General features: G+C 61.2%; 23 protein-coding genes and 1 pseudogene. 12 read left to right on the forward strand and 12 right to left on the reverse strand.

The genetic code is table 11. The features are described from left to right. Nucleotides 1–458 (reverse strand): annotated as a pseudogene (locus GNZ13_RS26335) (4-hydroxy-3-methylbut-2-enyl diphosphate reductase); the annotation flags it as partial. A gap of 362 nt (nucleotides 459–820) precedes the next feature. Between GNZ13_RS26335 and hpnC the strand changes: the two are divergent. Both hpnC and GNZ13_RS26345 read left to right on the forward strand, forming a co-directional pair. Continuing rightward, entirely contained in the window at nucleotides 821–1,687 is an 867-nt protein-coding gene (gene hpnC, locus GNZ13_RS26340) for a squalene synthase HpnC (protein WP_172169960.1), read from the forward strand. Then, nucleotides 1,687–2,859 carry a glycosyltransferase gene (locus tag GNZ13_RS26345; protein ID WP_172169963.1) on the forward strand — a complete coding sequence of 391 codons (1,173 nt, stop codon included), beginning with the start codon at nucleotides 1,687–1,689 and terminating at the stop codon, nucleotides 2,857–2,859. Before hpnC ends, GNZ13_RS26345 begins: the two co-directional genes overlap by 1 nt. Nucleotides 2,860–2,931: 72 nt before the next feature. Here GNZ13_RS26345 and GNZ13_RS26350 read toward each other — a convergent pair whose 3' ends face one another. From GNZ13_RS26350 to hpnA, 3 genes are all read right to left on the reverse strand, one after another. Beyond that, nucleotides 2,932–4,257: an IS4 family transposase gene (locus tag GNZ13_RS26350; protein WP_172170175.1), complete on the reverse strand. Its 1,326-nt coding sequence runs from the start codon at nucleotides 4,255–4,257 to the stop codon at nucleotides 2,932–2,934. A 160-nt stretch (nucleotides 4,258–4,417) separates the two neighbouring features. After that, nucleotides 4,418–5,008, reverse strand: a complete 591-nt coding sequence (locus GNZ13_RS26355) for a hypothetical protein (protein WP_172169966.1) — start codon at nucleotides 5,006–5,008, stop codon at nucleotides 4,418–4,420. A 191-nt stretch (nucleotides 5,009–5,199) separates the two neighbouring features. Continuing rightward, nucleotides 5,200–6,210: a hopanoid-associated sugar epimerase gene (gene hpnA / locus GNZ13_RS26360; RefSeq protein ID WP_172169969.1), complete on the reverse strand. Its 1,011-nt coding sequence runs from the start codon at nucleotides 6,208–6,210 to the stop codon at nucleotides 5,200–5,202. A 260-nt stretch (nucleotides 6,211–6,470) separates the two neighbouring features. Here hpnA and GNZ13_RS26365 point away from each other — a divergent pair, with 260 nt between their 5' ends. After that, on the forward strand, nucleotides 6,471–6,764 hold the full coding sequence (locus GNZ13_RS26365) for an acylphosphatase (RefSeq protein WP_172169972.1): 294 nt from the start codon (nucleotides 6,471–6,473) through the stop codon (nucleotides 6,762–6,764). Nucleotides 6,765–6,859: 95 nt separating this feature from the next. Here GNZ13_RS26365 and egtD read toward each other — a convergent pair whose 3' ends face one another. After that, the gene (egtD, locus tag GNZ13_RS26370) at nucleotides 6,860–7,843 is read right to left on the reverse strand and encodes an L-histidine N(alpha)-methyltransferase (RefSeq protein ID WP_172169975.1); all 984 of its coding nucleotides are present in this window, start codon (nucleotides 7,841–7,843) and stop codon (nucleotides 6,860–6,862) included. Nucleotides 7,844–8,448: 605 nt separating this feature from the next. On the opposite strand from egtD, the gene rarD reads away from it, so the two are divergent. Next, nucleotides 8,449–9,345: an EamA family transporter RarD gene (gene rarD / locus GNZ13_RS26375; protein WP_172169978.1), complete on the forward strand. Its 897-nt coding sequence runs from the start codon at nucleotides 8,449–8,451 to the stop codon at nucleotides 9,343–9,345. Here the strand turns inward: rarD and GNZ13_RS26380 are convergent. Further along, nucleotides 9,342–9,887, reverse strand: a complete 546-nt coding sequence (locus tag GNZ13_RS26380) for an Mpo1 family 2-hydroxy fatty acid dioxygenase (protein ID WP_172169981.1) — start codon at nucleotides 9,885–9,887, stop codon at nucleotides 9,342–9,344. The genes rarD and GNZ13_RS26380 overlap by 4 nt on opposite strands. Before the next feature lie 91 nt (nucleotides 9,888–9,978). On the opposite strand from GNZ13_RS26380, the gene GNZ13_RS26385 reads away from it, so the two are divergent. Together GNZ13_RS26385 and GNZ13_RS26390 are read left to right on the forward strand one after the other, a co-directional pair. Then, nucleotides 9,979–10,701 carry a Crp/Fnr family transcriptional regulator gene (locus GNZ13_RS26385; RefSeq protein ID WP_172169984.1) on the forward strand — a complete coding sequence of 241 codons (723 nt, stop codon included), beginning with the start codon at nucleotides 9,979–9,981 and terminating at the stop codon, nucleotides 10,699–10,701. A gap of 158 nt (nucleotides 10,702–10,859) precedes the next feature. Beyond that, entirely contained in the window at nucleotides 10,860–11,471 is a 612-nt protein-coding gene (locus GNZ13_RS26390) for a lytic transglycosylase domain-containing protein (protein ID WP_172169987.1), read from the forward strand. 55 nt (nucleotides 11,472–11,526) lie between these two features. On the opposite strand, the gene GNZ13_RS26395 is transcribed toward GNZ13_RS26390, so the two are convergent. The 3 genes from GNZ13_RS26395 to GNZ13_RS26405 all read right to left on the reverse strand — a co-directional run bounded on the left by GNZ13_RS26395 (nucleotide 11,527) and on the right by GNZ13_RS26405 (nucleotide 13,424). Then, nucleotides 11,527–12,411 (reverse strand): 4-hydroxy-tetrahydrodipicolinate synthase family protein, encoded by an 885-nt coding sequence (locus GNZ13_RS26395; protein ID WP_172169990.1) that lies wholly within the window; start codon nucleotides 12,409–12,411, stop codon nucleotides 11,527–11,529. A gap of 2 nt (nucleotides 12,412–12,413) precedes the next feature. After that, nucleotides 12,414–12,755 carry a hypothetical protein gene (locus tag GNZ13_RS26400; protein WP_172169993.1) on the reverse strand — a complete coding sequence of 114 codons (342 nt, stop codon included), beginning with the start codon at nucleotides 12,753–12,755 and terminating at the stop codon, nucleotides 12,414–12,416. 297 nt (nucleotides 12,756–13,052) lie between these two features. After that, on the reverse strand, nucleotides 13,053–13,424 hold the full coding sequence (locus GNZ13_RS26405; protein ID WP_172169996.1) for a hypothetical protein: 372 nt from the start codon (nucleotides 13,422–13,424) through the stop codon (nucleotides 13,053–13,055). A gap of 343 nt (nucleotides 13,425–13,767) precedes the next feature. Between GNZ13_RS26405 and GNZ13_RS26410 the strand changes: the two genes are divergently transcribed. Next, complete coding sequence (locus GNZ13_RS26410; protein WP_172169999.1) at nucleotides 13,768–15,507, forward strand: methyltransferase domain-containing protein; 1,740 nt, start codon at nucleotides 13,768–13,770, stop codon at nucleotides 15,505–15,507. Nucleotides 15,508–15,593: 86 nt separating this feature from the next. On the opposite strand, the gene GNZ13_RS26415 is transcribed toward GNZ13_RS26410, so the two are convergent. The 3 genes from GNZ13_RS26415 to GNZ13_RS26425 form a co-directional block, all read right to left on the reverse strand. Then, a complete protein-coding gene (locus GNZ13_RS26415) occupies nucleotides 15,594–16,985 on the reverse strand; it encodes an aspartate aminotransferase family protein (protein WP_172169944.1) in 1,392 nt (463 codons plus the stop codon). A 131-nt stretch (nucleotides 16,986–17,116) separates the two neighbouring features. Next, a complete protein-coding gene (locus GNZ13_RS26420; protein ID WP_172169953.1) occupies nucleotides 17,117–18,589 on the reverse strand; it encodes an aldehyde dehydrogenase in 1,473 nt (490 codons plus the stop codon). Nucleotides 18,590–18,688: 99 nt separating this feature from the next. Next, nucleotides 18,689–18,952, reverse strand: coding sequence for a hypothetical protein (locus GNZ13_RS26425; protein ID WP_172169947.1), 264 nt, complete (start codon nucleotides 18,950–18,952; stop codon nucleotides 18,689–18,691). 66 nt (nucleotides 18,953–19,018) lie between these two features. On the opposite strand from GNZ13_RS26425, the gene GNZ13_RS26430 reads away from it, so the two are divergent. From GNZ13_RS26430 to GNZ13_RS26450, 5 genes are all read left to right on the forward strand, one after another. Continuing rightward, nucleotides 19,019–20,152: a polyamine ABC transporter substrate-binding protein gene (locus GNZ13_RS26430; RefSeq protein ID WP_172169950.1), complete on the forward strand. Its 1,134-nt coding sequence runs from the start codon at nucleotides 19,019–19,021 to the stop codon at nucleotides 20,150–20,152. A gap of 261 nt (nucleotides 20,153–20,413) precedes the next feature. Continuing rightward, a complete protein-coding gene (locus GNZ13_RS26435) occupies nucleotides 20,414–21,535 on the forward strand; it encodes an ABC transporter ATP-binding protein (protein ID WP_172169957.1) in 1,122 nt (373 codons plus the stop codon). After that, on the forward strand, nucleotides 21,532–22,506 hold the full coding sequence (locus GNZ13_RS26440; protein WP_172170002.1) for an ABC transporter permease subunit: 975 nt from the start codon (nucleotides 21,532–21,534) through the stop codon (nucleotides 22,504–22,506). The genes GNZ13_RS26435 and GNZ13_RS26440 overlap by 4 nt, the downstream gene beginning before the upstream one ends. Then, nucleotides 22,503–23,414, forward strand: a complete 912-nt coding sequence (locus GNZ13_RS26445; RefSeq protein WP_172170005.1) for an ABC transporter permease subunit — start codon at nucleotides 22,503–22,505, stop codon at nucleotides 23,412–23,414. Before GNZ13_RS26440 ends, GNZ13_RS26445 begins: the two co-directional genes overlap by 4 nt. Nucleotides 23,415–23,452: 38 nt before the next feature. Beyond that, a complete protein-coding gene (locus GNZ13_RS26450) occupies nucleotides 23,453–25,021 on the forward strand; it encodes a DUF3138 family protein (RefSeq protein WP_172170008.1) in 1,569 nt (522 codons plus the stop codon). Nucleotides 25,022–25,032: the final 11 nt, after the last annotated feature.

The raw sequence follows: 25,032 nt of genomic DNA on the forward strand, positions 1-25,032 counted from the left end.
GGCAGGTCCAGATGCGCGACTTCGGCCTCGCTCTGCACCAGCAGCACCTTTCCCGGAATCTGGCCAATCGTGCCTTCCACTTCCGGATGGCCCGCGTGGCCGATCAGGATCAGCGTACGACCGGCAGCCACATATTGGCGCCCTTGCACGTGAACCTTGGTCACGAGCGGGCAGGTCGCGTCGAGCACGTCGAGGCCGCGCTGTTCCGCGTCGCGCTCGACAGTCTGCGCGACACCATGTGCGCTGAAAATCGCCACGGCGCCATGCGGCACCTCATCGAGTTCTTCGACAAAGCGCGCGCCTTTCTGGCGCAGGTTGTCCACCACGTGGCGATTGTGAACAATCTCGTGGCGAACATACACGGGCGCGCCGTGTTGCTGTAACGCGCGATCGACGATCTCGATGGCACGAACAACACCCGCACAAAAGCCGCGGGGCTGAGCAAGGATGACTCGCATAAATTGGCGAACTCCGACTGACGCGGGTTTCGAAGAAGTCGGTAACTTTGACTTTATCGCCGCGACCATCTATTTAGTTGACGTCTTGAGCCCCGGCAACAAGCCGGTACAGCAAAACCAAACGCGCATTCTAACGCTATCAGGCCGGCTTTGCTCTGGCACGCCCGCCAAGGTGTTGGGCCGCCGCCGCGCCGTGGGCTCGCCGTCCGGCGCCGCCTCCATGGCGCGTGCGGCAATGCGCAGGTGGCAATGCTCGGGTGGCAATGATTACACGCTGCACCGGTTTGGCGGAACCCTTAAACTACGTGGTCCTGCGGCGCACGTTAGCGGCCGCATTACAGAATGGTTTCGAGGCTCGCTGGATGGACGTCGATCACTACGAAAATTTTCCGGTCGCGAGCGTGTTGCTGCCCAAGGCGCTGCGCGCGCCTATCGGCATTATCTATCAGGTTGTGCGTACCGCCGCCGACATCGCAGATGAAGGCGACTGGAGCCCGGCCGAGCGGCATGCCCGCCTCGCCGACTTCCGCGCCGGCCTCGACGCTGTAGCCGAGCGGCGCGCGGCGCCGGTGCACCCGCTCCTGTTCGGCAAGCTCGCCGGCGTGATTGCGCAGTGTAAGCTGCCGCTCGCGCCGTTCTACGATCTGCTCCACGCTTGCGGTCAGGACATCGACACCCGCCGTTACGCGGACCGGTCCGCCTTGCTCGACTATTGCCGCCACTCGGCTAGCCCGATCGGGCAGCTGATGCTGCATCTGGTGGGCGCCGCCACGCCGGAGAATCTCGCCGACGCCGATGCGATCTGCACGGCTTCGCAACTGATCAGCTTCTGGCAGGACGTTGCCGCCGACTGGAAGAAAGACCGCGTATACCTGCCCCTCGCGGATCTGCGGCGCTTTAACGTGACCGAGGCGCACATCGCGAGAGGCGTCGTCGACGATGCCTGGGCGAAGCTGATGGCCTACGAAATATCATTCGTCCGGGCCACGCTGGTACGCGGCGCGCCGCTCGCGTTGCGGATTCCCGGGCGGCTGGGTATCGAGCTGTGCGGCGCCATCCACGGCGGCCTGCGCATCCTCGAGCGGATCGAAAAGGCCGGCTACGACGTGTTTCGCGAGCGGCCGGTGCTCAATACTTTTGACTGGTGCGTCGTCGCGGTACGCACTGTGGTGATGCGCCTGTCGCGGCGCGTCGGCGTGCAAGCGGGTTCACTCGAGGGTAACGCTTAATGGCGGTGGTTCTGTTTCTTCTTTCGTGTCTTTCCCTGCTGATCTGGTGCGTGTTGCTGTTCGCGCGCGGCGGTTTCTGGCGGGCGCGTCCGGCTACGCCGCTCACGCTCGAACCGCGTGAAGCGTGGCCTGCGGTGGCCGCCGTCGTGCCGGCACGCAATGAAGTCGATGTGATCGCAGAAGCGGTCACCACCCTGCTGGAGCAGGACTATCCGGGCGAATTCCACGTCATCGTCGTTGACGACCACAGCACTGACGGCACCGCCGACGCCGCCCGCGCGGCCGCGTTGCAACTGCAATGCCCGGATCGCCTGACGGTGCTGAGCGCGAAGCCGCTGCCGCCGGGCTGGTCCGGCAAGGTGTGGGCGCAGTCGCAAGGAATCGAGGCGGTGCGCACGCTCGGCCTGCCGGCCGATTTCCTGCTGCTCACCGACGCGGACATCGGCCATCCCGTCGACGCCGTCGCGCAACTCGTCGCCCGTGCGGATGCGGAGAAGCGCGACCTCGTCTCGCTCATGGTCCGTCTGCGCTGCGATTCGTTCTGGGAGAAGGCGCTGATTCCGGCCTTCGTGTTCTTCTTCGCCAAGCTGTATCCGTTCTCGTGGGTCAACAACCCGCGCAACCGCACGGCCGCGGCCGCAGGCGGCTGCATGCTGGTCCGGCGCAGCGCGCTCGAAGAAGCGGGCGGCATCGAGTCGATTCGCGCCGAGCTGATCGACGATTGCAGCCTCGCCGCGCGCATCAAGCATCGCGGCACCGGGCGTCATCCGATCCGTCTGGATGTGGCGGCGCGCAGCGTGTCGCTGCGTCCCTACGATAGCTGGCGTGAAATCTGGAACATGATCGCGCGCACGGCCTTTACGCAGTTGCGTTACTCGCCGCTGCTGCTGGCGGGCACGCTGTTGGGCATGACGATCATCTACCTGATCCCGCCGGTGGCTGCGCTGATGCTCGGTCCCCAAGGCTCGCCCGCGTGGCTTGCCTGGGCGCTCATGTGCTGCGCGTATGCGCCGATGCTCAGCTATTACCGCCGCTCACCGCTGTGGGCTCCGTTTCTGCCGCTGGTGGCGTTGTTCTATGTCGGCGCGACGTTCGCGTCGGCGGTGCGCTACTGGCGCGGCAAGGGCGGGCAATGGAAGGCGCGGGTGCAGGCGCCGGTGCAGGAGCGCTGAGACGCGCGCCTCGCGATTTGTCGGACGAAAAGAAAAACGGCGCTCTCAGGCGCAGCCCTTTCAAGGTCTTGATCAAGATGTTTCGCCTTTGGCGCGTTTAAGCAGGCGGGCGGTACTGTGATGGGCACGGGCTACCGCGCCTTCGACATAGGGTGCGGGTTTGCGGGTCTTGGGGCCACGCCTGCGTGTACGTACCTGAGCCGGATCGACGCAGCGGGCCAGCTCGAACAGTTTGCCGGCAATCACATCGGGCGAGGCATCGCGCCAGTGCGACCATTCGTTGGGCGGCAGCGCGATGAGCATGCCCTCATAGTGGCTGCGAATCTGCACGGCAAGGTAATACGTGGAGACCTCCGGTGGCGCTGCACCGGTTTCATCGGCTGCAGCATGGGCAGTTTCAACACCGCGCTTGAGCGTGGCCAGCACGTTGTACGCCAGCACCGCGACGGTAAAACCCAGCAGCGCGGCCCGTGGATGACCCAGGGTGCGGATCTCGCTTTGCAGGACCGACTCGAGTCGCTGGAACATGCCTTCGATACGCCAGCGCTTGCGATATAGTCGGGCGATCTCGTGTGCGCCCACCGCGGCAGGCAGATTGCTCCACAGCCGGATCACCGTGTCGCCCGCCTCGGTGGGCTGCTCCAGCTGCAGTTCGATGCGCCGCCAGCCCTGCAGCCCGGACTTCAGGTCAATGAGTTGCTCACGTACCTGTCCGGTCTCGATGCGCTCAGCGTCCACCCATGGCCCACTACTGGCAAGCGGCGGTCTGTTGCGCCCATGTTCGCGCACGATGAAGCTGGCCTGCGCCTGATGCCAGCCCAGCAGGATTGTGCTGGTGCAGAAATTCCGGTCGGCCAGCCACAGCTCGCCCGGGCCGGCACATTCAATCAGCGGTGCCATGGCCGAGCGCTCCTGCGCGTGTGCGTCCTCGATTGCGATCAGATCGGTCACCAGTCCCAGATCCGGCTCGTAGACGACCAGGGCCTGCGCGGGTAACGCTGCGCCCCGCTGTTCGCGCAGCGCCGCCAGCCGTTTCTCACTGGCCGCCAGGTGATTGCCGTCAAGCACACGCACACGCCAGCCGGGTAGGCTGGCCGGGCATGGCCATGCCGCCAGCACTGGCTCCAGACGCTGTGCGCTTCCCTGTACCAGGGCACGCAGGATCGCGGGTTCGGTGCGGTTGACCTTCTCGTACAGCGCGGCCAGTGACACCGGCAGGTGCTTCGTCTGCGTCGCCGCAGCGTGCAGCGACGGGCTCAGCCCTAGCGACACCAGCGTCATGAGTTCCACCACCGTCGAGAACAGCAATTCCCGTGGATATTGCCGTTGCCGGTGCTCGGCAAACACCTCGTCGACCCATTGCGGTGCGATGGCTCTCTGCAGTGCCAGGCGTGCCATCACGCATACCGGTGCCTGCTGCTCGAAACGCTTCATCACCTCGTCAAACATCCCTTCGTACCCGTCGTCCTTGAACAGGTCGCCAGGTTACCAGGTTTGTCGCGCAAAGACCTTGAAAGGGCTGGCTCTCAGGCGCCGTTTTTTTACATCGACCTTTACATCAGCCCTTGGTGAGCATCATGTACATCTGGATCACCATGTCGGGCGAGAACGTGAACGGCACCCAGCCGTGGCCGGTATGGCGCATCACCAGCAGCCGGTCGCCGTTCGACTGTTTCTGCACGGCCATGACGGGATTTTTCGTCGAGACGAAGCGCCAGCCCGGCGGGATGCCCGGCGGCGGTTCCGGCGTCATCGAGGCGCGCGCGTTCGACAATTCCTCGATCAGTTGCCCGATCTGCTCAGCACGCAGCGCGACCGTCTGACCGCCGATGGTCATCGTGATCTCGTTCTGCGCGGGGCGATTGATTTCGAGCGTGGGCTGCAACTTGGCACCCGGCTCTTCGCCAGGCGCAGGTGCCGCTTCCGGTGCCGCTGCTGCTTCTATCGCGACCGCCGCTGCTTCAGGCGCAACGTCTTGCGTTTGCGATACGGACGAGACGGCGGACGAGACGTGATTCGCCACCGGCGCTTGCTGCGCTGCGTTCTCTGCGGATGTCTCGGGGATGTTTTCGGCCCGCGGGGCCACGACAGCCTGGATGAGCTGATCGACGCCCATTTCCAGCGCGCCGAGCTGTTCGTGAAGATTCATGCGAGGTTTCTCTGGTAAGACCCACGATTTTACCTGCTGCGCGTAGGCTTTTACCTGTCGCAAACAAAGTGACGTTGTAACAAAGTGCGTGCAGACCACGCCGGCGCGTTCGGCGCGGCGTGGCCTGCACGCACTGGGTGATGCCGCTTGCGCGGCCCGCCACTGACTATCGTGCCCGCGTCAGGGCTTGATCAGGGCTTCAAATACCCGGCTTGCCTGAACCATTCGATCGCATCGCTCAAGCCTTCGCGATAAGGTCGCGCGCGATAGCCGAGCTCGCGTTCCGCCTTCGCCGACGTGAAGTACATCTTATTCTTCGACATTTTCAACCCGTCGACGGTGAGGAACGGTTCGCGCTTCGTGATCTTGGCGACCGCTTCGGCGCCCGCGGCGAGCGGATAAAGCGGCCAGCGCGGCAAACTCAGCGTCGGCGCCTTGCGGCCGGTCAGCGCAGCGATATCCGCGAGCATTTGTTGCAGCGGCAGATTTTCGCCGCCGAGAATGTAGCGTTCGCCGATCTTGCCGCGTTCGAGCGCAAGAAAATGGCCGGCGGCCACGTCATCCACGTGCACGAGGTTCAGCCCCGTATCGACGAACGCGGGAATCTTGCCGAGCGCCGCTTCGACGATGATGCGCCCGGTCGGCGTCGGCTTGACGTCGCGCGGACCAATTGGCGTGGACGGATTGACGATTACCGCCGGCAGGCCGTCTTCGGCGATCATTCGCTCCACCGCGCGTTCGGCCAGCACTTTGCTGCGCTTGTATACGCCGATCGCCTGGTCGGCTTTGAGCGGCGAGGTCTCGTCCGCGGACTGACCGGAACTGGTGACTTTCAGCGTTGCCACGCTGCTCGTGTAGACGATGCGTTCGACCCCTTCCTTCAGCGCCGCGCGCATGGTCGCCTCGGTGCCTTCGAGATTCGAGCGTTCGATTTCGCTCGGGTCCGGCGCCCACAGGCGATAGTCGGCGGCCACGTGCAGCAGATAGCGCACGCCGCGCAGCGCGTTGCGCATCGACGCTTCGTCGCGCATATCGCCGACGACGATTTCCGCATCCAGCGCCTCGACGTTTTTGCGCGGACTGGTGGCGCGCACCAGCACGCGCACCTTGAAACCCTTCTGCTGCGCGATGCGCGCCACCGCCGAGCCGACGAAGCCGGATGCGCCGGTCACGAGCACGAGATCGCGATTCTGTTCGGTCATTCTCTTTCATTCCCTGCGTGACAGTCGACGGATTGTACGTGTCGCGCGGACCGTGTGTCGCGCCGGACGGCTCAGGCGCGCGGGCGAGCTGCGATATCGCCGAGCAATCTCGTCGCGACGCGACTAGAATGCCGGCTTGAAAGATTTGCGTTGCATGGGACCGGAGTAAGTGCTTTGCATGGGACTAGAGTAAGCGCTAAAGCGCCAACTCTAGTCGACAGCCAAAGCGCTAACTCCGGGTCGACAGAGGAGAGGACGGCATGGCCCCGGATCTGGATCAGCGGATCGAAACGTATTACGTGCGGGTGCGCGGCACCGTGCAGGGCGTAGGCTTTCGCCACGCCACCGTGCGGCAGGCCCACGCGCTCGGTATCAAGGGATGGGTGGCGAATCGCGACGACGGCTCCGTCGAAGCCATGTTGCAAGGCTCGGCCAACCAGGTCGACCGGATGCTGTCGTGGCTGCGTCACGGGCCGCCGGCGGCGCGCGTGACCGAAGTGGCCGGCGAAGAGCGCGTGACGGAAAAGCGTTACGAGCGTTTCGAACAGCACTGAGCGGCTTCATGCAAAAGAAAATGCGGCGCTCCATCACGCCCATGGCGCTCCGCCTTGCCGTGTTTGCCCGGCCGCTCCTCAGCGGCCAAGCGCGCTCAACTCGCTACCAGCAGGCTCTCCGCGAACCCCCATCCATCTTCGATCCACTGATGGCTGCACACGAAGCCGGCATCGTCGGCGATCGCGGGCATCTCGTCGGCGCGATATTTGTGGCTGCTCTCGGTCCAGATTGTTTCGCCGGCTTTGAGCGAGACCGTCAATTGCGCGGCGCCCACATGCGCGGTGACATCGCGCTTCGCACGTAGATGCATCTCGATGCTGCGCGCATCCGGATTGAAGCGCGCGACGTGCTCGAATGCATCGAGCGGAAAATCGCCGTCGAGCTCGCGATTGACGCGCGCCAGCAGATTCAGATTGAACGATGCGGTCACACCGATCGCATCGTCGTAGGCGGCCACGAGCACCGGCGTCGGCTTGATCAGATCCGTGCCGAGCAGCAGCGTGTCGCCCGGCGCAAGCATGTTGCGGATATCGCGCAGAAAACGCGTCGCCGCGAGTCTGCCGAAATTACCGATCGTACTGCCAAGAAACAGCACGAGTAAGCGTTCGTCCGCCGCGCGGTTCTTGCTCACTTCGGCCAACCCGGCCAAGTAATCACGTTCATAACCGACGATCGAGATCCGTTCGATGTCGCCGAGTTCGCGCCTGCACAACTGCAGCGCGCTGCGCGAAATTTCAATTGGGAAGTAAGAAGTGGGGCGCTTTTTACACAGTGCTTCAAGAATGCGCCGCGTTTTGCGGCCGCTGCCGCTGCCGAGTTCGGCGACGGTCACGTCGTGCGGCAGATGCGCGACGATGTCCGCCGCGTGCTTCGCGAGCAGCCGCTCCTCGGCGCGTGTCACGCCGTATTCAGGCAGTACGGTGATCACTTCGAACAGCGCGGAGCCTACTTCGTCATACAGATACTTCGACGGCAGTTCTTTCTGCGGCGTGTGCGTAAGTCCGGCGCGTACTTCGGCGGCGAAGGTAGCGCGGAATAGATCGGGTGATGCGTCGTGCGAGAGGGCTGGCTGGGTCATGCTGGCTCCAGTAGTCACATTCGATGAGCGGGATTGCGGGCCGGGCGGCGGCATGAGTGGTGAAACGCAGTTGATGCATGCCGCGGGAGAGAAGGGCTGGTTCGGTCCGCGTGGACTGCCTTTGCCGGCCCGGCTCGTTGATGCTGCAGAAGACGGTTGCAAATGACGGCGGACCGTTGCGACGGATATCCAGGATGTCTCGGATGACGTTACAAACGGTGTCGCCAGACTTCGTAGCAAGATTCGCGCTTGAGCAACTGCACGGGAAATCGCCAGCGTTGCAGTTTCGGATTCGCGAGGCGCGCGTGAAGTTATGTTCTAGTGCATCGGCGCTCGATGCGCACGGGAAAAATTGCTGCTTACTGCAAGGAACGAGCGGGCACGTTGGCCGGGAACGCGTCTAGAATGCCCGCTTGCATCGCATATCGAAGATAAAAACGCAGCGCTTGATACGCACCGTCAGCCGCACGGCCAGCTTGTGAGACTTCACCTCTAATGACAACAACTCGAGGCGCGCAGCCGAATGCTGCGCCGCACACACCCGCATCTGCTTCTGCTAGCGCACCGGCACCGCACACCAAAGCGATTGCGCCATGGGCCGCGCAATGAACCAGTATGACCCAAAGCGCGGGATTGCGTTGTCGGTCGGCGCGTCGGCGATGTTTGCTTTACTGTCTGCTTACGCCAAGCTGCTTGCTCCGTTGAGCGGCCTCGACATTTTCGCGTGGCGTATCGTGTGGACCGTCCCCGGCGCTCTATTGCTGATCGTGCTGCGCAAACGCCTGCCCATTCTTCGGCAACTTCTTTACCGCATGGTGACGAAGCCGAAGCTCGGCATGGCGATGGTCGTCAGCGCGGTTTTGCTGGGCGCGCAGCTGTGGGTGTTTCTGTGGGCGCCGCTGCATGGGCGCATGCTTGAAGTCTCGCTCGGCTATTTTCTGCTGCCGCTCGTGATGGTGCTGGTGGGGCGCTTCTACTATCACGAGAGTCTCGACGGTCTGCAGTGGCTCGCTGTTATCTGCGCCGCTTTGGGTGTCGCGCATGAACTGTGGATGACGGGTGCCTTTTCGTGGCCCACCTTGCTCGTCGCACTCGGCTATCCGCCGTATTTCGTGCTGCGCCGCAGAATCAATCAGGATTCGCTGGCCATGTTCACGGTGGAAATGGCGCTGCTGCTGCCGGCGGCGGCTGTGTTCGTCGTCATCGGCGGGTCGCTGGCGATGATCGGCGGCCGTATCGACATGTGGTGCTTGCTGTTGCCAGGGCTCGGCGCGCTCAGCACCATTGCGCTGGCTTCGTATCTGAAGGCGAGCCGTTTATTGCCGGTCGCATTGTTCGGCATCCTCGGGTATGTCGAGCCGGTGTTGCTCGTGTTTGTCTCGATCACGTTGCTCGGCGAGACGCTCAGCGCCGCACAGTTAGCCACGTATATTCCGATCTGGATTGCGGTCGCGCTGACGGCATTGCATGGCGTGCGGCTCGTTCGGCTTGCCCCGCGCTAATAAGCTGCGCGATCCGCATTGATACGCGTCGGGCCGACCTCCGCCTCGATCGCTTCGCGCAGCGTCGGCCGCCAGCCAAAACCGAACAACGCCTCAGCGAGGACGAATAGCGGCCCGATCAGCAGACCGATCACATCGTCGACAAATGCCGGCTTGCGATGTTCGTATGCCACGTGGCCGATGAACTGAAACACCCAGCCGACCACGAAGAGTCCGATGCCCGAGGCGAGCCAGGGGAGCGTAGCTTGCGCGGCGAGCCATTGTCCGCATGCGACGCACAATACCGATACCATGGCCATCATCACACCGAGCGGCACGTCGAGCACGAGGTAATAGACGGTCGCCGCGACGAACAGCACCCACGCGGGCGATAAGGTAAATGGCAACGCAAATGGCAGTGCGCTGAAGCTGAAAACGGGCCGGCTCAACAACACCGCCAGCGCCAGCACGATCATCGGAATGCCGATGAAATGCGTAGCGATATTGCGCCGGTCACGATGGTAGGCCGCGTATTGCGTAAGCTGTTGCGTCAGCGTTCTCATGGATGCCGCTCCTCGATCAAAGTCAGCATAATCGCGGGCAGCGGAATTTGAAACCATCGGGTAGCCGACAATCGGGCACGGATGCTGTCCTATGACTACGAGTTTTTCATCGAATGAGCTTGCCACGCTGCTCGAGCGCAGCGCGTGGTTTCGCTCGGCACCGGCTGCCATGCAGGCGCAGTTGATCCAGGCGGGGCGTGTCGAGCGCCTCGCGGCCGGTGAACGGCTCTTTACGCGTGGTGATTCCGACGACGGCCTCTATTGCGTGCTCGACGGTCTGGTGCGAATCGGCGCGGCGAGTTCGGCAGGCAAGGAAGCCCTGCTTGCGGTCATCGAGCCGGTCAACTGGTTCGGTGAGATCGCGCTGTTCGATAACCGCCCGCGAACCCATGATGCGTACGCCGAACGCGATTCCGAGCTGTTTCATGTGCCGCGCGCCGCGCTTGCCGCTCTGCTCGAACGCATGCCCGAGTACTGGCATGTCTTCGGTTTGCTGTTGACGCAAAAGCTGCGCCTTGCTTTCCATGCCATTGAAGAAGCCGCTTTGCTTCCCGCCGCGCAGCGCGTGGCGCGCCGTTTGTTGTTGATGGCAGGCGGCTACGGCGAATCCGGCGCATTGCGGCGTGTACTCAAAGTGCCGCAGGAGGACCTCGCGATGATGCTGGCTTTGTCGCGGCAGACGATCAATCAGGTACTCAAGCAGTTCGAAACGCAGGGCGCGTTGAAGCTGGGCTATGCGGAAATCGAAATCGCCGATGTGCAAAAGCTCAGCGCGCTAGCTGATCTGAATCCGGCAGTGGATGGATCGAACTGAATTCCCAGCAAGCCGCGCAAAAGGTGCATGTAAGTCGCGCTGAGGTCCCGCGTGACAACGCATCTTTATAAGCATTTTACGGCGCACCCCTATTTCTTTGGCGATTCGCTACACCAAGCCCGGTAAGGTCGATGCACCCCCGGTCAGGAAGCGAACCTATGCATGGAAATAGCGCTCTGGATGGTGTGCAAACACAAAGAGAACTTCACCCGAGAGTCGGCCTGAAGGTCATGCTCGCGGCGATCGTTTTTTCGCTCGCCGCGGCATCGCATGCCGCCGACGCGCAGTCGGCGTTAGCGTTGGCCGCTCCGATTACCGCGAGCGAGGCAACGCCTGACACCGGCTTGCCGGCGCTCAGCGATATCACCGCCATGCTGCGCGCGCAGTTTCGCGTTGCGCCATTGGAATCCATGAAGATCGCGCGCGCGGTGTTGATCGAAGCCGACCGCCACGCCATCTCGCCGGTATTGCTGCTTGCCGTGATGTCGGTCGAGTCGAGTTTCGATCGCCATGCGGTCAGCATCGCAGGCGCGCGCGGGCTCATGCAGGTCTTGCCCGCCGCGCATCCGCAATTGATTGCGGGCACAACCGACCTGTCCGATCCGGCGATCAATGTGCGGATCGGCTCGACCATTTTGCGCGGCTACCTCGATGAGAGTGGCGGCGATCTCGACGCCGCGCTGCTTCGCTACAGCGGCGGCGGCCGCGGTTACGCGCGGCGTGTCGTGCTGCGCATGCAGCGCCTGGACGCAAGTTTGCGCCACGAATGATGAACTCATTCGTGACGCATTCTTCCTCGGACCTTCTTGTTCTTGCGTTAGCTCTTTAGCTCATCGCCCCAGCAAACTCGGCGCGCAGGTCTTGCAACCGGTCGCGCGCGGTGCTCAGGCGCTCGACGAGTTGTGCCGAAGCCCGCGTGATCGGCATACGCGTTTCGTCGGTCATTGAATGATCGAATGCCAGCAGCGCCTTGATCGCGGACGGATTGGGCGCGGCGAACAGCAAACGCAACACGGGCAGCAAGCAGGCGAACAGATTGCGCGCGTCCGCGTTGCGATCGGCCCGGATCAATTCCTGTACTGCAACCAGCAGGTCCGTGCAAACATGTGCGCTTGCCAGAATGCCGCCTGTGCCGCCGTTGTTCAGGCAGTCGTCGAATGCTTCGTCGGTGCCGCATAGCACGTTGATCGGCAGGCCGCGCAGCTTGCTGAAGTGTTCCTTGACGCATTCCTTGATCGCGACGATGTTGCCGTACTCGACCAGGCGCGCAACCGTGTCCGGCGCGATCGTCACGCCGGTCCGGTGCGGCACGTTGTACAGAACAATAGGGCGCTCGGTGGCGAGTGCGGCCTGTTCAAAATGCCATTGCACGCCAGCCTGATCCGGACATACATAGGACGGTGGAGACACCAGGTAACCCGCGCTGTCCCAGCGCTCATAGCGCTGAATATCGTGCAGGACGTCGCGCGTATTGGAGCCGCCGACGCCGATCAGCATCGGCAGACGGGAGCCGATCACATCGGTCAGCGCCTGCAACACGGTGAGGCGTTCGGATTCCTGTAACAAAGCGGCTTCGCCCGTCGTGCTCAAGGCGACAAAACCGCTGATCTCCGTGCGCAGGTAGTAGTCCGCGAGGCGCTGCAACGCATCGACGTCGACTTCGCCATTACGCAACGGTGTAACGATGGGCAACCAGATACCGGAGAACATGATTAGCGCGCCTTTGCGACGGCATGGCGGCGCTTCAGTGGTCCGATCAGTGCTGCGGGGAGTGTCGAGATCAGCGTATGCAAGGTGAAATCGAGGTCGTCGAGCGCAATGTCGAGTTGCACGCGTACTTCTTCGCGTACGGCCTCCGTGCTGACCACATACACGCCGAGCGGAGAATGAAGCAGTGTGCGGAGCTGGGTGCCAGGAAGATCGTGCGCGGGGTGGGGCAGGGTTACCTGCAAGCGGGCGCGGGCCGCGGGGAAGGGAATGACATTGTTGCGTTGGACCGGCGGCGCGCTGAGCGGCCGCGTTTCGAAGCTGTTGATTGATTGCGTGAGAGCCATTTTATGCGGCGTTCGTTGACGCCATGGTTGATCAAGACAGTTCGAGATTAGACTTCCGCGGGTAAACGCGGTGCAAAAATTAGGGTGTCTGCTGAAAAAATCATGCGGGATCGACAAGTCGCTCGAATTGAACCTGGGGCAGGGCTTGCAAATAAACTTTGCGTGGGCTTCAACCAGGTCCATGCGACGCGCCCATAAAAAAAGGCGAGTCATCAGACTCGCCCTCCCTGAACGGCACAATTCGGCTTCGATTAACTACGCATGCGTGGCCGGTGCGTGCCGAAAGCCGATCACGTGTTATTGCGTTTTCGTCGTGTCGGTTTTTGCGCCGTCGGCTTTCACCGGGGCAGTGCTGGCCTCTTTCGCGCTCTCCGTTTTTGCCTTGCTTGCGCTTGTGTCGACAGCGGTCTTCTTGGTGGCTTTATGGGCCTTTGCCGTGTGGCTGGCGGAAGCCTTTTTCACATGCGCCTTCGTAGCGGCCTTCGTCGGCGCTTTCGTCGTCGCCGTGCCTTCGTCCGTGGCGCTGGTTTGCACGGCGGTGCTCGCCTTCAGATTCGCCTGACCGGCGGGTTGCGTTTGCGCGGGTTGTGCGGCCGACGGCGCTGCGGTTTGTGCGAATGCGGTCGACACGACGAGAGCGAAAGCGAGAGCAGCGAAAAGCGTCTTCATGATGTAACTCCTGGTTTAACCGGTTGTTTCTTGTGTCGCGGCTGAAATTTTTCAGCGCTGCCGGTTTAACGTTGGCCGGGAGACAGCAGTTGACGGTGTTCTGGTGACAAAACGTAACGGCGGATACATATCGGGATCCTGAATCCGCCTGAGGCTGTTACGGTGCGTTCGTAGCGAAAGCCTGTGTTCGCTTTGACTCGGAAGCATGGCATGCATACGAGGCGCCGCATATATTGTGATGCGGCAAGCTAACCGGCGATTATCATCTACCTTTCCCCGTGATCGAAGTCGGTTGTCTGCCATTCAACGGCTAGGCTTCGAATCAATTTGTGCGTAAAACCAGATGAACGAAACACGTCAATCCGCGCTGCGGCGCGCAAACGATCCTGAATTTGTTGACCGCTATTTCTCCGGTATCGGCCTGGACATTGGCACAGGTTCAGATTTCCAGAGTGATCTTGCGTCTCATTTTCCTGCTATCCAGCAACTGGTCGGCTGGGATATTGAGCAGCGTGATCCGGTCCATATGGATGGTGCGCCGGTCGACGTCTTCGATTTCGTTCACTCGCACTGCCTTGGGCGCTTCGCGAACCCCCGCCAGGTCATCGCCAGATGGCTGGAACTAGTCAAACCCGGTGGCTATCTGATTCTGACCGTACCGAATGGGGACCCGGGCCAAGGCGGCGTGCCGCCGACCGGGTTCGATGCCGATCATAAGCATGGCTTCACGATCTACGAGCCGGGCGCGGCAATGCAAGATTCGGTGAACGTGTTGGATCTCGCAATCGATGCCGCGCCGATAGCATCGTGCGAACGGATTTGCCTGATCCGTGAGCATGACCGCGATCGACGCGGCCCGCTCGACGAGTTGCAGCACGAAGCTGCGCAGTGCGCGATAGAAATCGTGCTGCGCAAACGCCATGTTTCGCAACTGTCCGACGTGCTCGATGCCATCAACACGGCGGAAAACGAATCGGTACTCACGCAAAATTGCCGTGAGGCGCTAAGACTTTATCCTTACCGGTTCGAAACTTACTATCGTGTGAGTTTGGCGCTGCTGTGCCGGGACCACAGTCATGAACTCGAAGCATTGTGGGCGGCTTGTGTCCGGCGGCTTCCGAACGAATACCTGCCTCGGCTCTTCAGCGCCTTGGGACTCGTTGCGCTGGGTAAGCTGAACGAGGGTTTCCGACAACGCGAAGCGTTGCTTGCCGGAGTGGATTGGTCACGCCGAACAACGGCTCAACCGCCGGCTTACGCGGATTGGCGCGGCGAGCCGCTTCGGGGCAAATCGATCGTTATCTGGAGCGAATTCGGTATCGGCGACGAAATTTTCTTCTTCCGGTTTGCGCGGATACTTCGTGCGCACTACGGCGCGGCGCGGGTCACGGTGGTGTGTCAGGCACCGCTCGTCGAACTGTTCAAGGCCTCGGGCGAGGCCGCGGCCATCTACGCCGTTGAGGAGGCGCAGTCATTGCCGCCTCACGACTATTGGGTCTATCCCTATGCAATTTCCGCATGGGCCGCGCTCGACATTGATCATTTACCGGAAGCAGTGCCGTACCTGCGGGCGACTGGCAGCAGCGCGCCGACGGTCGTGCCGCGCGGCCAGAGGGCATTGAAGGTCGGTGTGGTGTTCAAGGGGGCACCGACACATGAGAATGACAGCGCCAGATCACTACCCTCGCTTGGCTGTCTCGATCCTCTGTTCGAACTGGAGGGGGTTGAGTTTTACATCATGCAAAAGGGCCAGGGCGAAGCGGAGGCCGCCGAATACTCGGCGCGCCTGGACCATGTTCATGATCTGGGACCTTGTCTTCGTTCCTTTGGCGATACGGCAAACGTGCTGGAGGCGCTGGATCTGTTGATTAGCGTGGATACGTCAGCAGCCAACCTGGCGGGCGCGATGGGTAAGCCCGTGTGGCTGATGTTGCCCATGTATGGCGACTGGCGATGGCACTTCGATCGGGACGACAGTCCGTGGTATCCGTCTGCTCGTCTATTTCGGGAAAGAGGCGTGGGGTGGCCAGAAGTTGTGGCGCGCACCCGTCACGCATTGATCGACTTGCGTGATAACAGATAAGGTCCGTCTTTGCACCGTCGGCTTTTGCTGGGAACCGGCGCAATCGCAAGAACACGATTGCGCCGGTGTTCGATCGCGGAACGGGATCAACGGCTATTGCCGAGTACCTTTTGCGCAGTCGCATCGACGGCCTGCCGCATTTTGTCGACCAGTTCGTCGATCTGCGCGTGTTCGATCACGAGCGGCGGGGCGACGATCAGCCGGCCGTTCGTCGAGCGCACGATGGCGCCCAGTTCGAAGCCGACAGTCCGGCTATGCCAGGTCAACTCGGCTTCGTCGCTAAAGCGCTCGCGCGTGGCCTTGTTCTTCGCGAACTGTATCGCGGCCACCGCGCCCACGCCCTGGATCTCGCCGATCAACGGGTGACCGGCGAACGCATCGCGCAATGCCTTCTGCAGATACGGACCGGTATCGTTCTTCGTGCGCTCGACAAGACGGTCTTTCTCGAGGACATCGAGATTGGCCAGCGCGACCGCTGCCGCGACCGGGTGACCTGAATAGGTCAGTCCGTGCGCGTAGACACCGCCTTTTTCGACAAGCGCCTCGCCGACCTGCCGGCTCATCACCAGACCGCCCATCGGCACATAGCCCGACGTCAGACCCTTCGCAATACAGATCAGATCTGGCTCGAAGCCGAAATGCCGATGCGCGAACCATTCTCCGGTTCGCCCGAAACCGCCAATCACTTCGTCCGCGCACAACAGCACGTCGTACTGACGGCAAATGCGCTGGATCTCCTGCCAGTAGCCGTCCGGCGGAAAGATCATGCCGCCTGCCCCCTGAAATGGCTCGGCGACAAAGGCGCCGACCCGGTCAGCGCCCAGTTCGAGGATCTTCCTTTCGAGCGACAACGCGGCCTGCTTGCCGAATGCTTCGGGGCTCAGATCGCCACCATTCGCGTACCAGTAGGGTTCGTCGACGTGCGTCACATTCGGAATCGGAAGGTCGCCCATCTCATGCATGAAGGCCATACCACCCAGCGACGCGCTGCCGACGGTCGACCCATGATAGCCATTGATTCGGCCGATCAATACCTTCTTGCCGGGCTTGCCCATGATGTCCCAGTAGCGCCGGACCGTACGAATGAGTACTTCATTCGCCTCCGAGCCAGAGTTCGTGTACACGACATGACTAAAACGATCGCCCAGCAGCGAGAACAGTCGTTCCGACAATTCAATCACTGCGGGATGCGTGGTGTGAAAGAACATGTTGTAGTACGACAGTTCCTTCATTTGCCGTGACGCTGCGTCGATCAGTTCCTGACGGCCGTAGCCGACGTTGGTGCACCAGAGGCCGGACATGCCGTCGATGTAACGGTTTCCGTCGTTATCCCAAAGATAGACACCTTCACCTCGAACCATCACGCGCGCCCCTTCGTTGTTCAGGGCTTTCTGATCGACGAAGGCATGCAGGTGATGGGCTGCATCGCTTTGTTGGTAATCGCGGGTGGCGCGGTGCGGAAAATTAGGAGCATTCATGTTCAAGGTTCCTGTTGCTTAGCGGTGTAGCGGACGGATTTCGCCTTCCACGTCCGGTGCGGCGGGTCGCCTGCACCTGGACTGTGCTCTCAGGCTCATTGCGGGTTTGATTCAGGCAGTGGATCGCCGGATCAGTAGCTGATCCACGTCGTTTTTAGCCCCGTGTATTTGTCGAGTGCATGCAAGGACAGATCACGGCCGAACCCCGATTGACGGAAACCGCCAAACGGGGTTTGCGCGCTAAGTGCGTCGACGGTGTTGACGGAAACCGTGCCGGCACGCAAGCGTGACGCTACGCGATGTGCGCGTGACAGACCGCCCGTCCAGACCGATGCGGCGAGTCCATAAATCGAATCGTTGGCGAGCGCGATCGCCTCGTCCTCGGTGTCGAATTTGAGAACCGACAGAACCGGCCCAAAGATTTCCTCTCGCGCAATCGGATCGCTTGCGTTCACATCGACAAAGATGGTCGGCTCGACGAAATATCCCTTGCCATTGACAAGCCGTGTTCCGCCGCCGGTCGCCAGCGTCGAGCTCGTGCGCCCCCGCTCGATCCATCCTTTTACCCGGTCGAACTGCGTACGGTCGACGATTGCACCCATGCCACTGGCAGGATCAAGCGGGTCGCCCGGCATGAAGTCGAGCGAATGGGTGATCAGGCGATCGACAAACTCATCATGGATCGAGCGATGCACCAGCAGTCGCGAATTGGCCGAGCACACTTCGCCCTGGTTGAAGAAGATGCCGAAGCACGCTTTGCGGGCCGCAAGATCGAGATCGTCCGCGTCTTCGAAAACCAGATTCGGACTCTTGCCGCCGCATTCGAGCCAGACCTGCTTCATATTCGATTGCGCGGCGTATTCGAGAAATTTCTTGCCGACGGCCGTCGACCCCGTAAATGCCAGGACGTCGACGTCTGGATGCAATCCGAGCGCGCGTCCTGCCGTTTCCCCGAACCCGGGCACGACGTTCAGCACGCCCGGCGGCAGTCCAGCCTCGAGCGCGAGTTCGGCAAGACGCAGTGCAGACAGCGGCGATTGCTCCGCGGGCTTCAGCACGACGCTATTGCCGGCTGCAAGCGCAGGTGCAATTTTCCAGGCCACCATATCGAGCGGAAAATTCCACGGCACGACTGCGCCGACCACGCCGAGCGGCTCCCGCGTGACAACAGCGAGATTGCCCGGATCGGTCGACGCGACCTCGCCGTTCACTTTGTCGATCGCTTCGCCATACCAGCAGAACAGGCTGCTTGCGGCCGGCACGTCGATATTGAATGCGTCGGCCACGCGTTTGCCCATGTTGAGCGAGTCGAGCAGGGCAAGCTCTGCGCCGTGGGACGCAATCATTGCACCTAACCGGCACAGGACGCGCTTGCGTTCGGCCGGCGGACAACGCGACCAATGCCCTGCATCGAACGAAACACGCGCAGCACGAACGGCGTAGTTGACATCTGCAATGCCACAGGATGCAACGTGGGCAATTACCGCCTCGGTCGCCGGATTGATCGCCTGGAAAGTCTCGCCGTTTTGAGCGTCCTTGAAGCGACCGTCAATGTGTGCCTGCGCGCGCGGGAGAACTTCTGCGGCCAGTCGCCGCCAGTCCATATAGTTGTGAATATCAGCTGAAGAATGACTCAAGGAATAACTCCGGTCTGGCGATGGGCAGGTCTACCTGCCCATCACGCGTATCAATGATCGAGACAGCTACTGCTCTAAAGCCGTACTGTCGATCAACAAAAAGGGACCGGAAAGAACAAATTTGCTCTTCATTGCATCTGTTTTTCCTATCCATTTCCAGAGTTGCATTCCCTTCTGATCTTTTTCGAGGTTCCGTTGCTCGAACGCCGGAACAGATTGTGAACACACATTAGTAGGCGGGGAAGAACGAGACGATTTTGCATCTGAAAAAACTATCCATAAGGTAGGAAAACTATTTTTATTCAATAAATGCGCGATGCTACGCTCCATCCGTCTCGTCCGGCAAGAGCACTGACAGACGCTCGCACCGGCTTCTTTTCTTACTAGGGGAACATCATGAGCGCTTGTCATTCTGGACGTCATCTTCGCCGTGCAACCGCGGCGGCCGCGCTACTCGCCTTCACCAGCCTCTGCGGGCTGTCGGTCGCGCCGGCGCTGGCGGCCGACACGGAGCTGAATGTGTACAACTGGTCGGACTATATCGCCAAGGACACGGTTCCGAACTTCGAGAAGCAGAGCGGTATCCACGTGAAGTACGACAACTACGACAGCGACGACACGTTGCAGGCCAAGCTGCTGGCCGGCAGTTCCGGCTATGACATCGTCGTACCGACATCGAACTACATGGCCAAGCAGATTCAGGCCGGCGTGTATCAGAAGCTCGACAAGACGAAACTCCCCAATCTCGCCAACCTGGATCCCACGTTGATGAAGATCATCAGTGAGGCTGATCCGGGCAATCAGTACGGTGCGCCCTACGCCTACGGCACCGACGGCATCGGCTACAACGTGCAGGCCGTGCAGAAAGCCCTGGGTGCGGATGCTCCTGTTGACAGTTGGGCGCTGGTGCTTGACCCGGCGTACGTCTCCAAGTTGAAGAGTTGCGGCGTGTCGTTCCTCGATCAGCCCGTCGACGTGTTCGCCGCCACGCTTCAATACATGCACAAGGACCCGAACAGCACCAGTCCAGGCGACTATCAGGCCGCCTTCGAAGTGCTGAAGAAGGTTCGTCCGTACATCACACAGTTCAACTCGTCGGGCTACATTAACGACCTCGCGAACAACGACATTTGCGTCACGCTCGGCTGGTCGGGCGACGTCGGCATCGCGCACCGCCGTGCGGTGGAAGCCAAGCGTTCATACGAGATCAAGTTCGACAACGTGAAGGAAGGTGGCCTGGTGTGGTTCGACGTGATGGTGATCCCGAAGGATGCGCCGCACTCCGAAGCGGCGCTCGCGTGGATCAATTACATCGAGGACCCGAAAGTTAACGCGGCCATTACCAACGAGGTTTTCTATCCGACCGCCAATGTCCCCGCACGCCAGTTCGTCACACCGGCCGTTTTGCATGACCAGGGCGTGTACCCATCGGCGGATGTGCTGAAGAAGATGACCCTGTTGAAGCCCTTGCCGACTGACATCCTTCGGCTTGAAAACCGCCTCTGGGCCCAGCTTAAAACAGGCCACTAAACCGTTATCCACGGCAAACAAGCTCATCGAAGCCTTCGCGGCAGGGGTCGCTTGACCCCTGCCCGCCTGAAGTAAGCAGCACGGTAGTCAGCCTGCGCGCTTTCAGGGTCGCACCTGCGCGCAGTCCCATGTTTCCCGATCGCAGCGCATTCTGCGAGCCGCTCCCAGCGTCTCGTATGGAGACACTTGCGCTCGCGATCCGCAAGGAATGGTTACATCATGAACTCGACGACATTAAATAGCGTAGCCGGCGCCACCCAGATGGCCCGCCCCGCCCCGACGACTAAATCGAAATCGGACGAATTCGTTCGCATCGAAAATGTCGTGAAAAAATTCGGCGACAGTACCGCTGTCAATAACGTCAACCTGAACATCGCGAAGAACGAACTGTTCGCGCTGCTCGGCAGTTCAGGCTGCGGAAAATCCACGCTCCTGCGCATGCTCGCCGGACTGGAAACGGTCACCTCCGGGCGCATTTTCGTCGACGGCGAAGATCTCGCTGCGATGCCGCCGTACAAACGCCCGGTCAACATGATGTTCCAGTCGTATGCGTTGTTCCCGCATATGAGCGTCGAAGCGAATATCGCGTTCGGCCTCAAGCAGGAAGGCACGCCGAAGAACGAGATCAAGGAACGTGTTGCCGACGCGCTCAATCTCGTGCAGATGAGCAAATATGCGCAGCGCAAGCCGCATCAGCTCTCTGGCGGCCAGCAGCAGCGTGTGGCGCTGGCCCGTTCGCTCGTCAAACGGCCCAAGCTGCTGTTGCTCGACGAGCCCATGTCCGCGCTCGACAAACAGATCCGCCAGAAAACGCAGCTCGAGCTGGTGAACATCATCGAGAAAGTCGACGTGACCTGCGTGATGGTGACGCACGATCAGGAAGAAGCGATGACGATGGCAGGCCGCATCGCGGTCATGAGCGAAGGCCACATCGTGCAGATCGGCTCTCCGAGCCAGGTGTACGAGTTTCCGAATAGCCGCTTCTCGGCCGAGTTCATCGGCTCGACCAACCTGTTCGAAGGTACCGTGGTCGCGGATGAACCGGACCACATCTTCGTCGAAAGCGAAGACCTCGAATCGCGCATTTACGTGAGCCACGGCATTACCGGACCGCTCGGCATGCCGGTGGGCATCTCGGTGCGCCCGGAGCGCGTGAAGGTCTCGCTCGACAAGCCCTCCACGCCGAACAACTGGGCGCGCGGCGTGGTTTCGGATGTTGCCTACATGGGCAGTTATTCGCTGTACCACGTACGCCTCGCGAGCGGCAAAACCGTCGTGTCGAATCTGTCCAGTTCGCACCTGATGAGCGAAGGTGCCCCTTCCTATAACGACGACGTGTTCGTCTACTGGTCGCCGGCTAGCGGCGTGGTGCTGACGCAATGAGCAATCCCACACCCTCCTCCCCCGCGGCGCTCGGCGCGCCGTCCGGCAGCCGTCTGCTCGGCTCGCTGAAAAAACGCCTCTTCATGCTGTTGCCGTCGGGACGAACAACGGTCATCGGTGTGCCGTTCATCTGGCTTGCCGTTTTCTTCGCCGTTCCGTTCGTACTGGTGCTGAAGATCAGTTTCACCGACTCGCGGCTTGGCATCCCGCCGTACACCGATCTCCTCAGTGCGAAGGATGGCGTGCTCCACGTGGTCATGCAGCTGGGGCACTACGCGTTCCTGTTGCAGGATGACCTGTATGTGGCCACGTATATCAGTTCGCTGAAGATGGCTGCGGTTTCGACCCTCTGCTGCCTGTTGATCGGCTATCCGGTTGCGTACTACATCGCACGCTCGGAGCCCGCGAAGCGCAACCTGCTGATGATGGGCGTCATGCTGCCGTTCTGGACGTCGTTCCTGATTCGCGTGTACGCATGGATCGGCATTCTGAAAGACGACGGCCTCCTTAACCACACGCTGATGGCCATCGGCATGATCCATTCGCCGTTGCGGCTTTATCACACGGATATCGGCGTCTATATCGGCATGGTCTATTCGTATCTGCCGTTCATGGTGATGCCGCTGTATGCCCACCTGGTGAAGTTGGACCTCACGCTGCTCGAAGCCGCTTACGACCTCGGCTGCAAACCGTGGACCGCGTTCACGCGTATCACGTTGCCGCTATCGAAGAACGGCATTATCGCCGGCAGCCTGCTGGTGTTCATTCCGGCGGTGGGCGAGTACGTGATTCCCGAACTGCTGGGCGGCGCCGACACGCTGATGATCGGCCGCGTGATGTGGAATGAGTTCTTCAACGACATGGACTGGCCGATGGCATCCGCCGTGACGGTCGCGATGGTTCTGCTGCTGCTCGTGCCGATGGCCGTGTTCCAGTACTACCAGGTCAAGGAACTGGAAGGTGCGAAATGATCAAACCGAATAAACCTCTTTCGATCGGCATGCTGACGTTCGGATTCCTGTTTCTGTACATCCCGATCATCAGTCTCGTCGTGTTCTCGTTCAACGAGTCGAAGCTCGTCACGGTCTGGTCCGGCTTCTCGCTGAAATGGTATGCCGCACTGCTGCAGGACGAGGAGCTGCTTACCGCCGCTTGGTTGTCCTTGAAGATCGGTCTGATGACGGCGTGCGCGTCGGTCGTGATCGGTACGTGGGCCGGCTTCGTGCTGGCCCGGTTCGGGCGCTTTCGCGGCTTCACGCTGTTCGCCGGGATGATCAACGCGCCGCTCGTGATTCCGGAAGTGATTCAGGGCATTTCACTGCTGCTGCTGTTCGTGGCGATGGAACAGATGCTCGGCTGGCCGAAGGGCCGCGGCGTCGTCACGATGTGGATCGGTCACGTGATGCTGTGCGTGTCCTATGTGGCAATCATCGTGCAGTCACGCGTGAAGGAGTTGAACCGATCGCTCGAAGAAGCCGCCCTCAACCTGGGCGCCACACCGCTCAAGGTGTTTTTCGTTATCACGTTGCCGCTGATCTCGCAGGCACTGATGTCCGGCTGGCTGCTGTCGTTCACGCTGTCGATCGACGACCTCGTGCTCTCCGCGTTCCTGTCGGGTCCGGGCTCCACCACGCTGCCGCTCGTCGTGTTCTCGCGTGTGCGCCTCGGCCTGAATCCGGAAATGAACGCACTGGCGACGATCTTCATCAGTCTGGTGACGATTGGCGTGGTCAGCGTGAATACGCTGCTGGTTGCCAAGGAACGTAAGCGCCTGCGCGATATGCAAGCGGCGTTGACCGTGGCCGAAGCCGCCGATGCAGCTCCCGCTGCGCCACAACCCGTAACGTCGCGGAAGTCGCTCGATACGGCAAGCGCATAAGAAGTCCTTTTGCAATACGACCAATAAGGAGAATTTGCATGAGAAAGAAGCTCATCTGTCTGTTGGTGGCGGGGAGTTTGCCAGGCTTTGCCATGGCAGATGCCACCAGCGACCAGATCAAGGCGCTCCAGGCCCAGCTCAACGCACTGCAGAAGGAGGTGAAGCAGTTGCGCTCGGAAGTTGCCAGCAAGCCTAAAGCGGCGGCGGCGACGGCGGCCCCTGCCCCGGCAGTGGTGGCCGCGCCGGTCGACATTTCCTCGCCGGATTACGGCAAGGCGCAAGCGACGCTGACCAACGATCAGGTCGATTCGATGAAGCAGCAGATCGCCAATCAGCAGTTGAAGGTCGATTCGCTGGTGGACGCGGCGAACACGGGGCCGATCGCGGGCTTGTCGGTGACGGGCTATATCGATCCGACCTACATCTATAACCGCGCACAGAGCAGCTCGTCGTTCCTGTTCGCGAACCACGAGAGCAGCTACAACTACTTCAACAGCACGTTCGGCGATCTGTACCTCGACATCAAGAAGACCTTCGGTGTTGGCCCGATGGCGCCGTCGGCCGAAATCACCCTGATGCCGAACCGCGGCAACGGTATTACGCTGCTGACGAACGAGCATGGCAACATCGGCAACAACATCCTGAACACGGCGGTCGTCAATGTGCCGATCACGGCGACCACGACGTTCGTGGCCGGTTTGATTCCGAGCTTCGGCGGCTACGAAGTGCAGCAGTCGAACCAGATGCTCACGCTCACGCACAACCTGCTGTATGACTTCTCGGATCCGGGCAGCTACATCGGGGCCGGTGCGAACTACACGTCGGGCAACTGGGCGTGGAAGTTCTTCCTCGGCAACGAGCAGTACCGCACGTACGGCGCGACCACGCAGATCGGCACCAACGCGCTGGGCGATCCGATCACGACCAGCAACAAGATCCCGACCTTCACGGCGCGTACGGACTACACGTGGTCGAGCGCACTGGATATCGGGGCGTCGTTCAATATCGGGCGTCAGACGCTGGCTAGCGCAATCAATCCGGCCACCGGCACGGTCTCTTACGGCGTAGGCGGCAACTCGCCTAGCGCGGGCGGTACGTTCTTCTTCGGCGAAGCCGACCTGACCTACACCCTCGCCGACGTGCAGTACAACGCCGAAGTCGACTACGGACAGCAGCAGAACGCCGCGTTCAACGGTGGCCAGGCGCAGTGGTACGGCCTCTCGCTGCTCGCGCACCGCAAGTTCAGTCTGCCGATGGTGGGCCGTATGGGCGTGACCGCCCGCTACGACGTGCTCGTCGACAGCAAGAACGGCGGCGGTGGTGGCGGCATCGCGCTGAACGCGAACGGTATGGATACGGCTGACGGCTTCGGCATCGGCGCGGACTGCCTCGCCAATTCGAAGGCCGGTGGCGGCTTTGGCTTCGAGTGCAAGGGTGCCACCCGTCAGGACGTTTCGCTCGACCTGTTGTTCTACCCGACCCAGCAGATCACGGTCAAGGTGGAATACCGTCACGACTGGGCGAACAAGCAGGTGTTCCTGAAGAACGACGGTTCGTACGGCAAGTCCAACGACCTGCTCGCGACGCAGTTCATCTACTCGTTCTAACGCCTTGCGTT

Source organism: Paraburkholderia elongata (assembly GCF_013177735.1).
GTDB classification, from domain to species: Bacteria; Pseudomonadota; Gammaproteobacteria; order Burkholderiales; family Burkholderiaceae; genus Paraburkholderia; species Paraburkholderia elongata.

Excerpts from the sequence above, each read along its gene's own strand:
- hpnA (WP_172169969.1), bottom strand. The coding sequence starts at position 6,210 with ATGACCGAACAGAATCGCGATCTCGTGCTCGTGACCGGCGCATCCGGC.
- GNZ13_RS26385 (WP_172169984.1), top strand. The coding sequence starts at position 9,979 with ATGACTACGAGTTTTTCATCGAATGAGCTTGCCACGCTGCTCGAGCGC.
- GNZ13_RS26355 (WP_172169966.1), bottom strand. The coding sequence starts at position 5,008 with ATGAATCTTCACGAACAGCTCGGCGCGCTGGAAATGGGCGTCGATCAG.
- GNZ13_RS26395 (WP_172169990.1), bottom strand. The coding sequence starts at position 12,411 with ATGTTCTCCGGTATCTGGTTGCCCATCGTTACACCGTTGCGTAATGGC.
- GNZ13_RS26430 (WP_172169950.1), top strand. The coding sequence starts at position 19,019 with ATGAGCGCTTGTCATTCTGGACGTCATCTTCGCCGTGCAACCGCGGCG.
- GNZ13_RS26420 (WP_172169953.1), bottom strand. The coding sequence starts at position 18,589 with ATGGACTGGCGGCGACTGGCCGCAGAAGTTCTCCCGCGCGCGCAGGCA.
- GNZ13_RS26435 (WP_172169957.1), top strand. The coding sequence starts at position 20,414 with ATGGCCCGCCCCGCCCCGACGACTAAATCGAAATCGGACGAATTCGTT.
- GNZ13_RS26380 (WP_172169981.1), bottom strand. The coding sequence starts at position 9,887 with ATGAGAACGCTGACGCAACAGCTTACGCAATACGCGGCCTACCATCGT.
- GNZ13_RS26415 (WP_172169944.1), bottom strand. The coding sequence starts at position 16,985 with ATGAATGCTCCTAATTTTCCGCACCGCGCCACCCGCGATTACCAACAA.
- GNZ13_RS26365 (WP_172169972.1), top strand. The coding sequence starts at position 6,471 with ATGGCCCCGGATCTGGATCAGCGGATCGAAACGTATTACGTGCGGGTG.
- GNZ13_RS26390 (WP_172169987.1), top strand. The coding sequence starts at position 10,860 with ATGCATGGAAATAGCGCTCTGGATGGTGTGCAAACACAAAGAGAACTT.
- GNZ13_RS26440 (WP_172170002.1), top strand. The coding sequence starts at position 21,532 with ATGAGCAATCCCACACCCTCCTCCCCCGCGGCGCTCGGCGCGCCGTCC.
- GNZ13_RS26400 (WP_172169993.1), bottom strand. The coding sequence starts at position 12,755 with ATGGCTCTCACGCAATCAATCAACAGCTTCGAAACGCGGCCGCTCAGC.
- GNZ13_RS26425 (WP_172169947.1), bottom strand. The coding sequence starts at position 18,952 with ATGGAGCGTAGCATCGCGCATTTATTGAATAAAAATAGTTTTCCTACC.
- GNZ13_RS26350 (WP_172170175.1), bottom strand. The coding sequence starts at position 4,257 with ATGGCACGCCTGGCACTGCAGAGAGCCATCGCACCGCAATGGGTCGAC.
- GNZ13_RS26410 (WP_172169999.1), top strand. The coding sequence starts at position 13,768 with ATGAACGAAACACGTCAATCCGCGCTGCGGCGCGCAAACGATCCTGAA.
- GNZ13_RS26345 (WP_172169963.1), top strand. The coding sequence starts at position 1,687 with ATGGCGGTGGTTCTGTTTCTTCTTTCGTGTCTTTCCCTGCTGATCTGG.
- hpnC (WP_172169960.1), top strand. The coding sequence starts at position 821 with ATGGACGTCGATCACTACGAAAATTTTCCGGTCGCGAGCGTGTTGCTG.
- GNZ13_RS26445 (WP_172170005.1), top strand. The coding sequence starts at position 22,503 with ATGATCAAACCGAATAAACCTCTTTCGATCGGCATGCTGACGTTCGGA.
- rarD (WP_172169978.1), top strand. The coding sequence starts at position 8,449 with ATGAACCAGTATGACCCAAAGCGCGGGATTGCGTTGTCGGTCGGCGCG.
- GNZ13_RS26405 (WP_172169996.1), bottom strand. The coding sequence starts at position 13,424 with ATGAAGACGCTTTTCGCTGCTCTCGCTTTCGCTCTCGTCGTGTCGACC.
- egtD (WP_172169975.1), bottom strand. The coding sequence starts at position 7,843 with ATGACCCAGCCAGCCCTCTCGCACGACGCATCACCCGATCTATTCCGC.
- GNZ13_RS26450 (WP_172170008.1), top strand. The coding sequence starts at position 23,453 with ATGAGAAAGAAGCTCATCTGTCTGTTGGTGGCGGGGAGTTTGCCAGGC.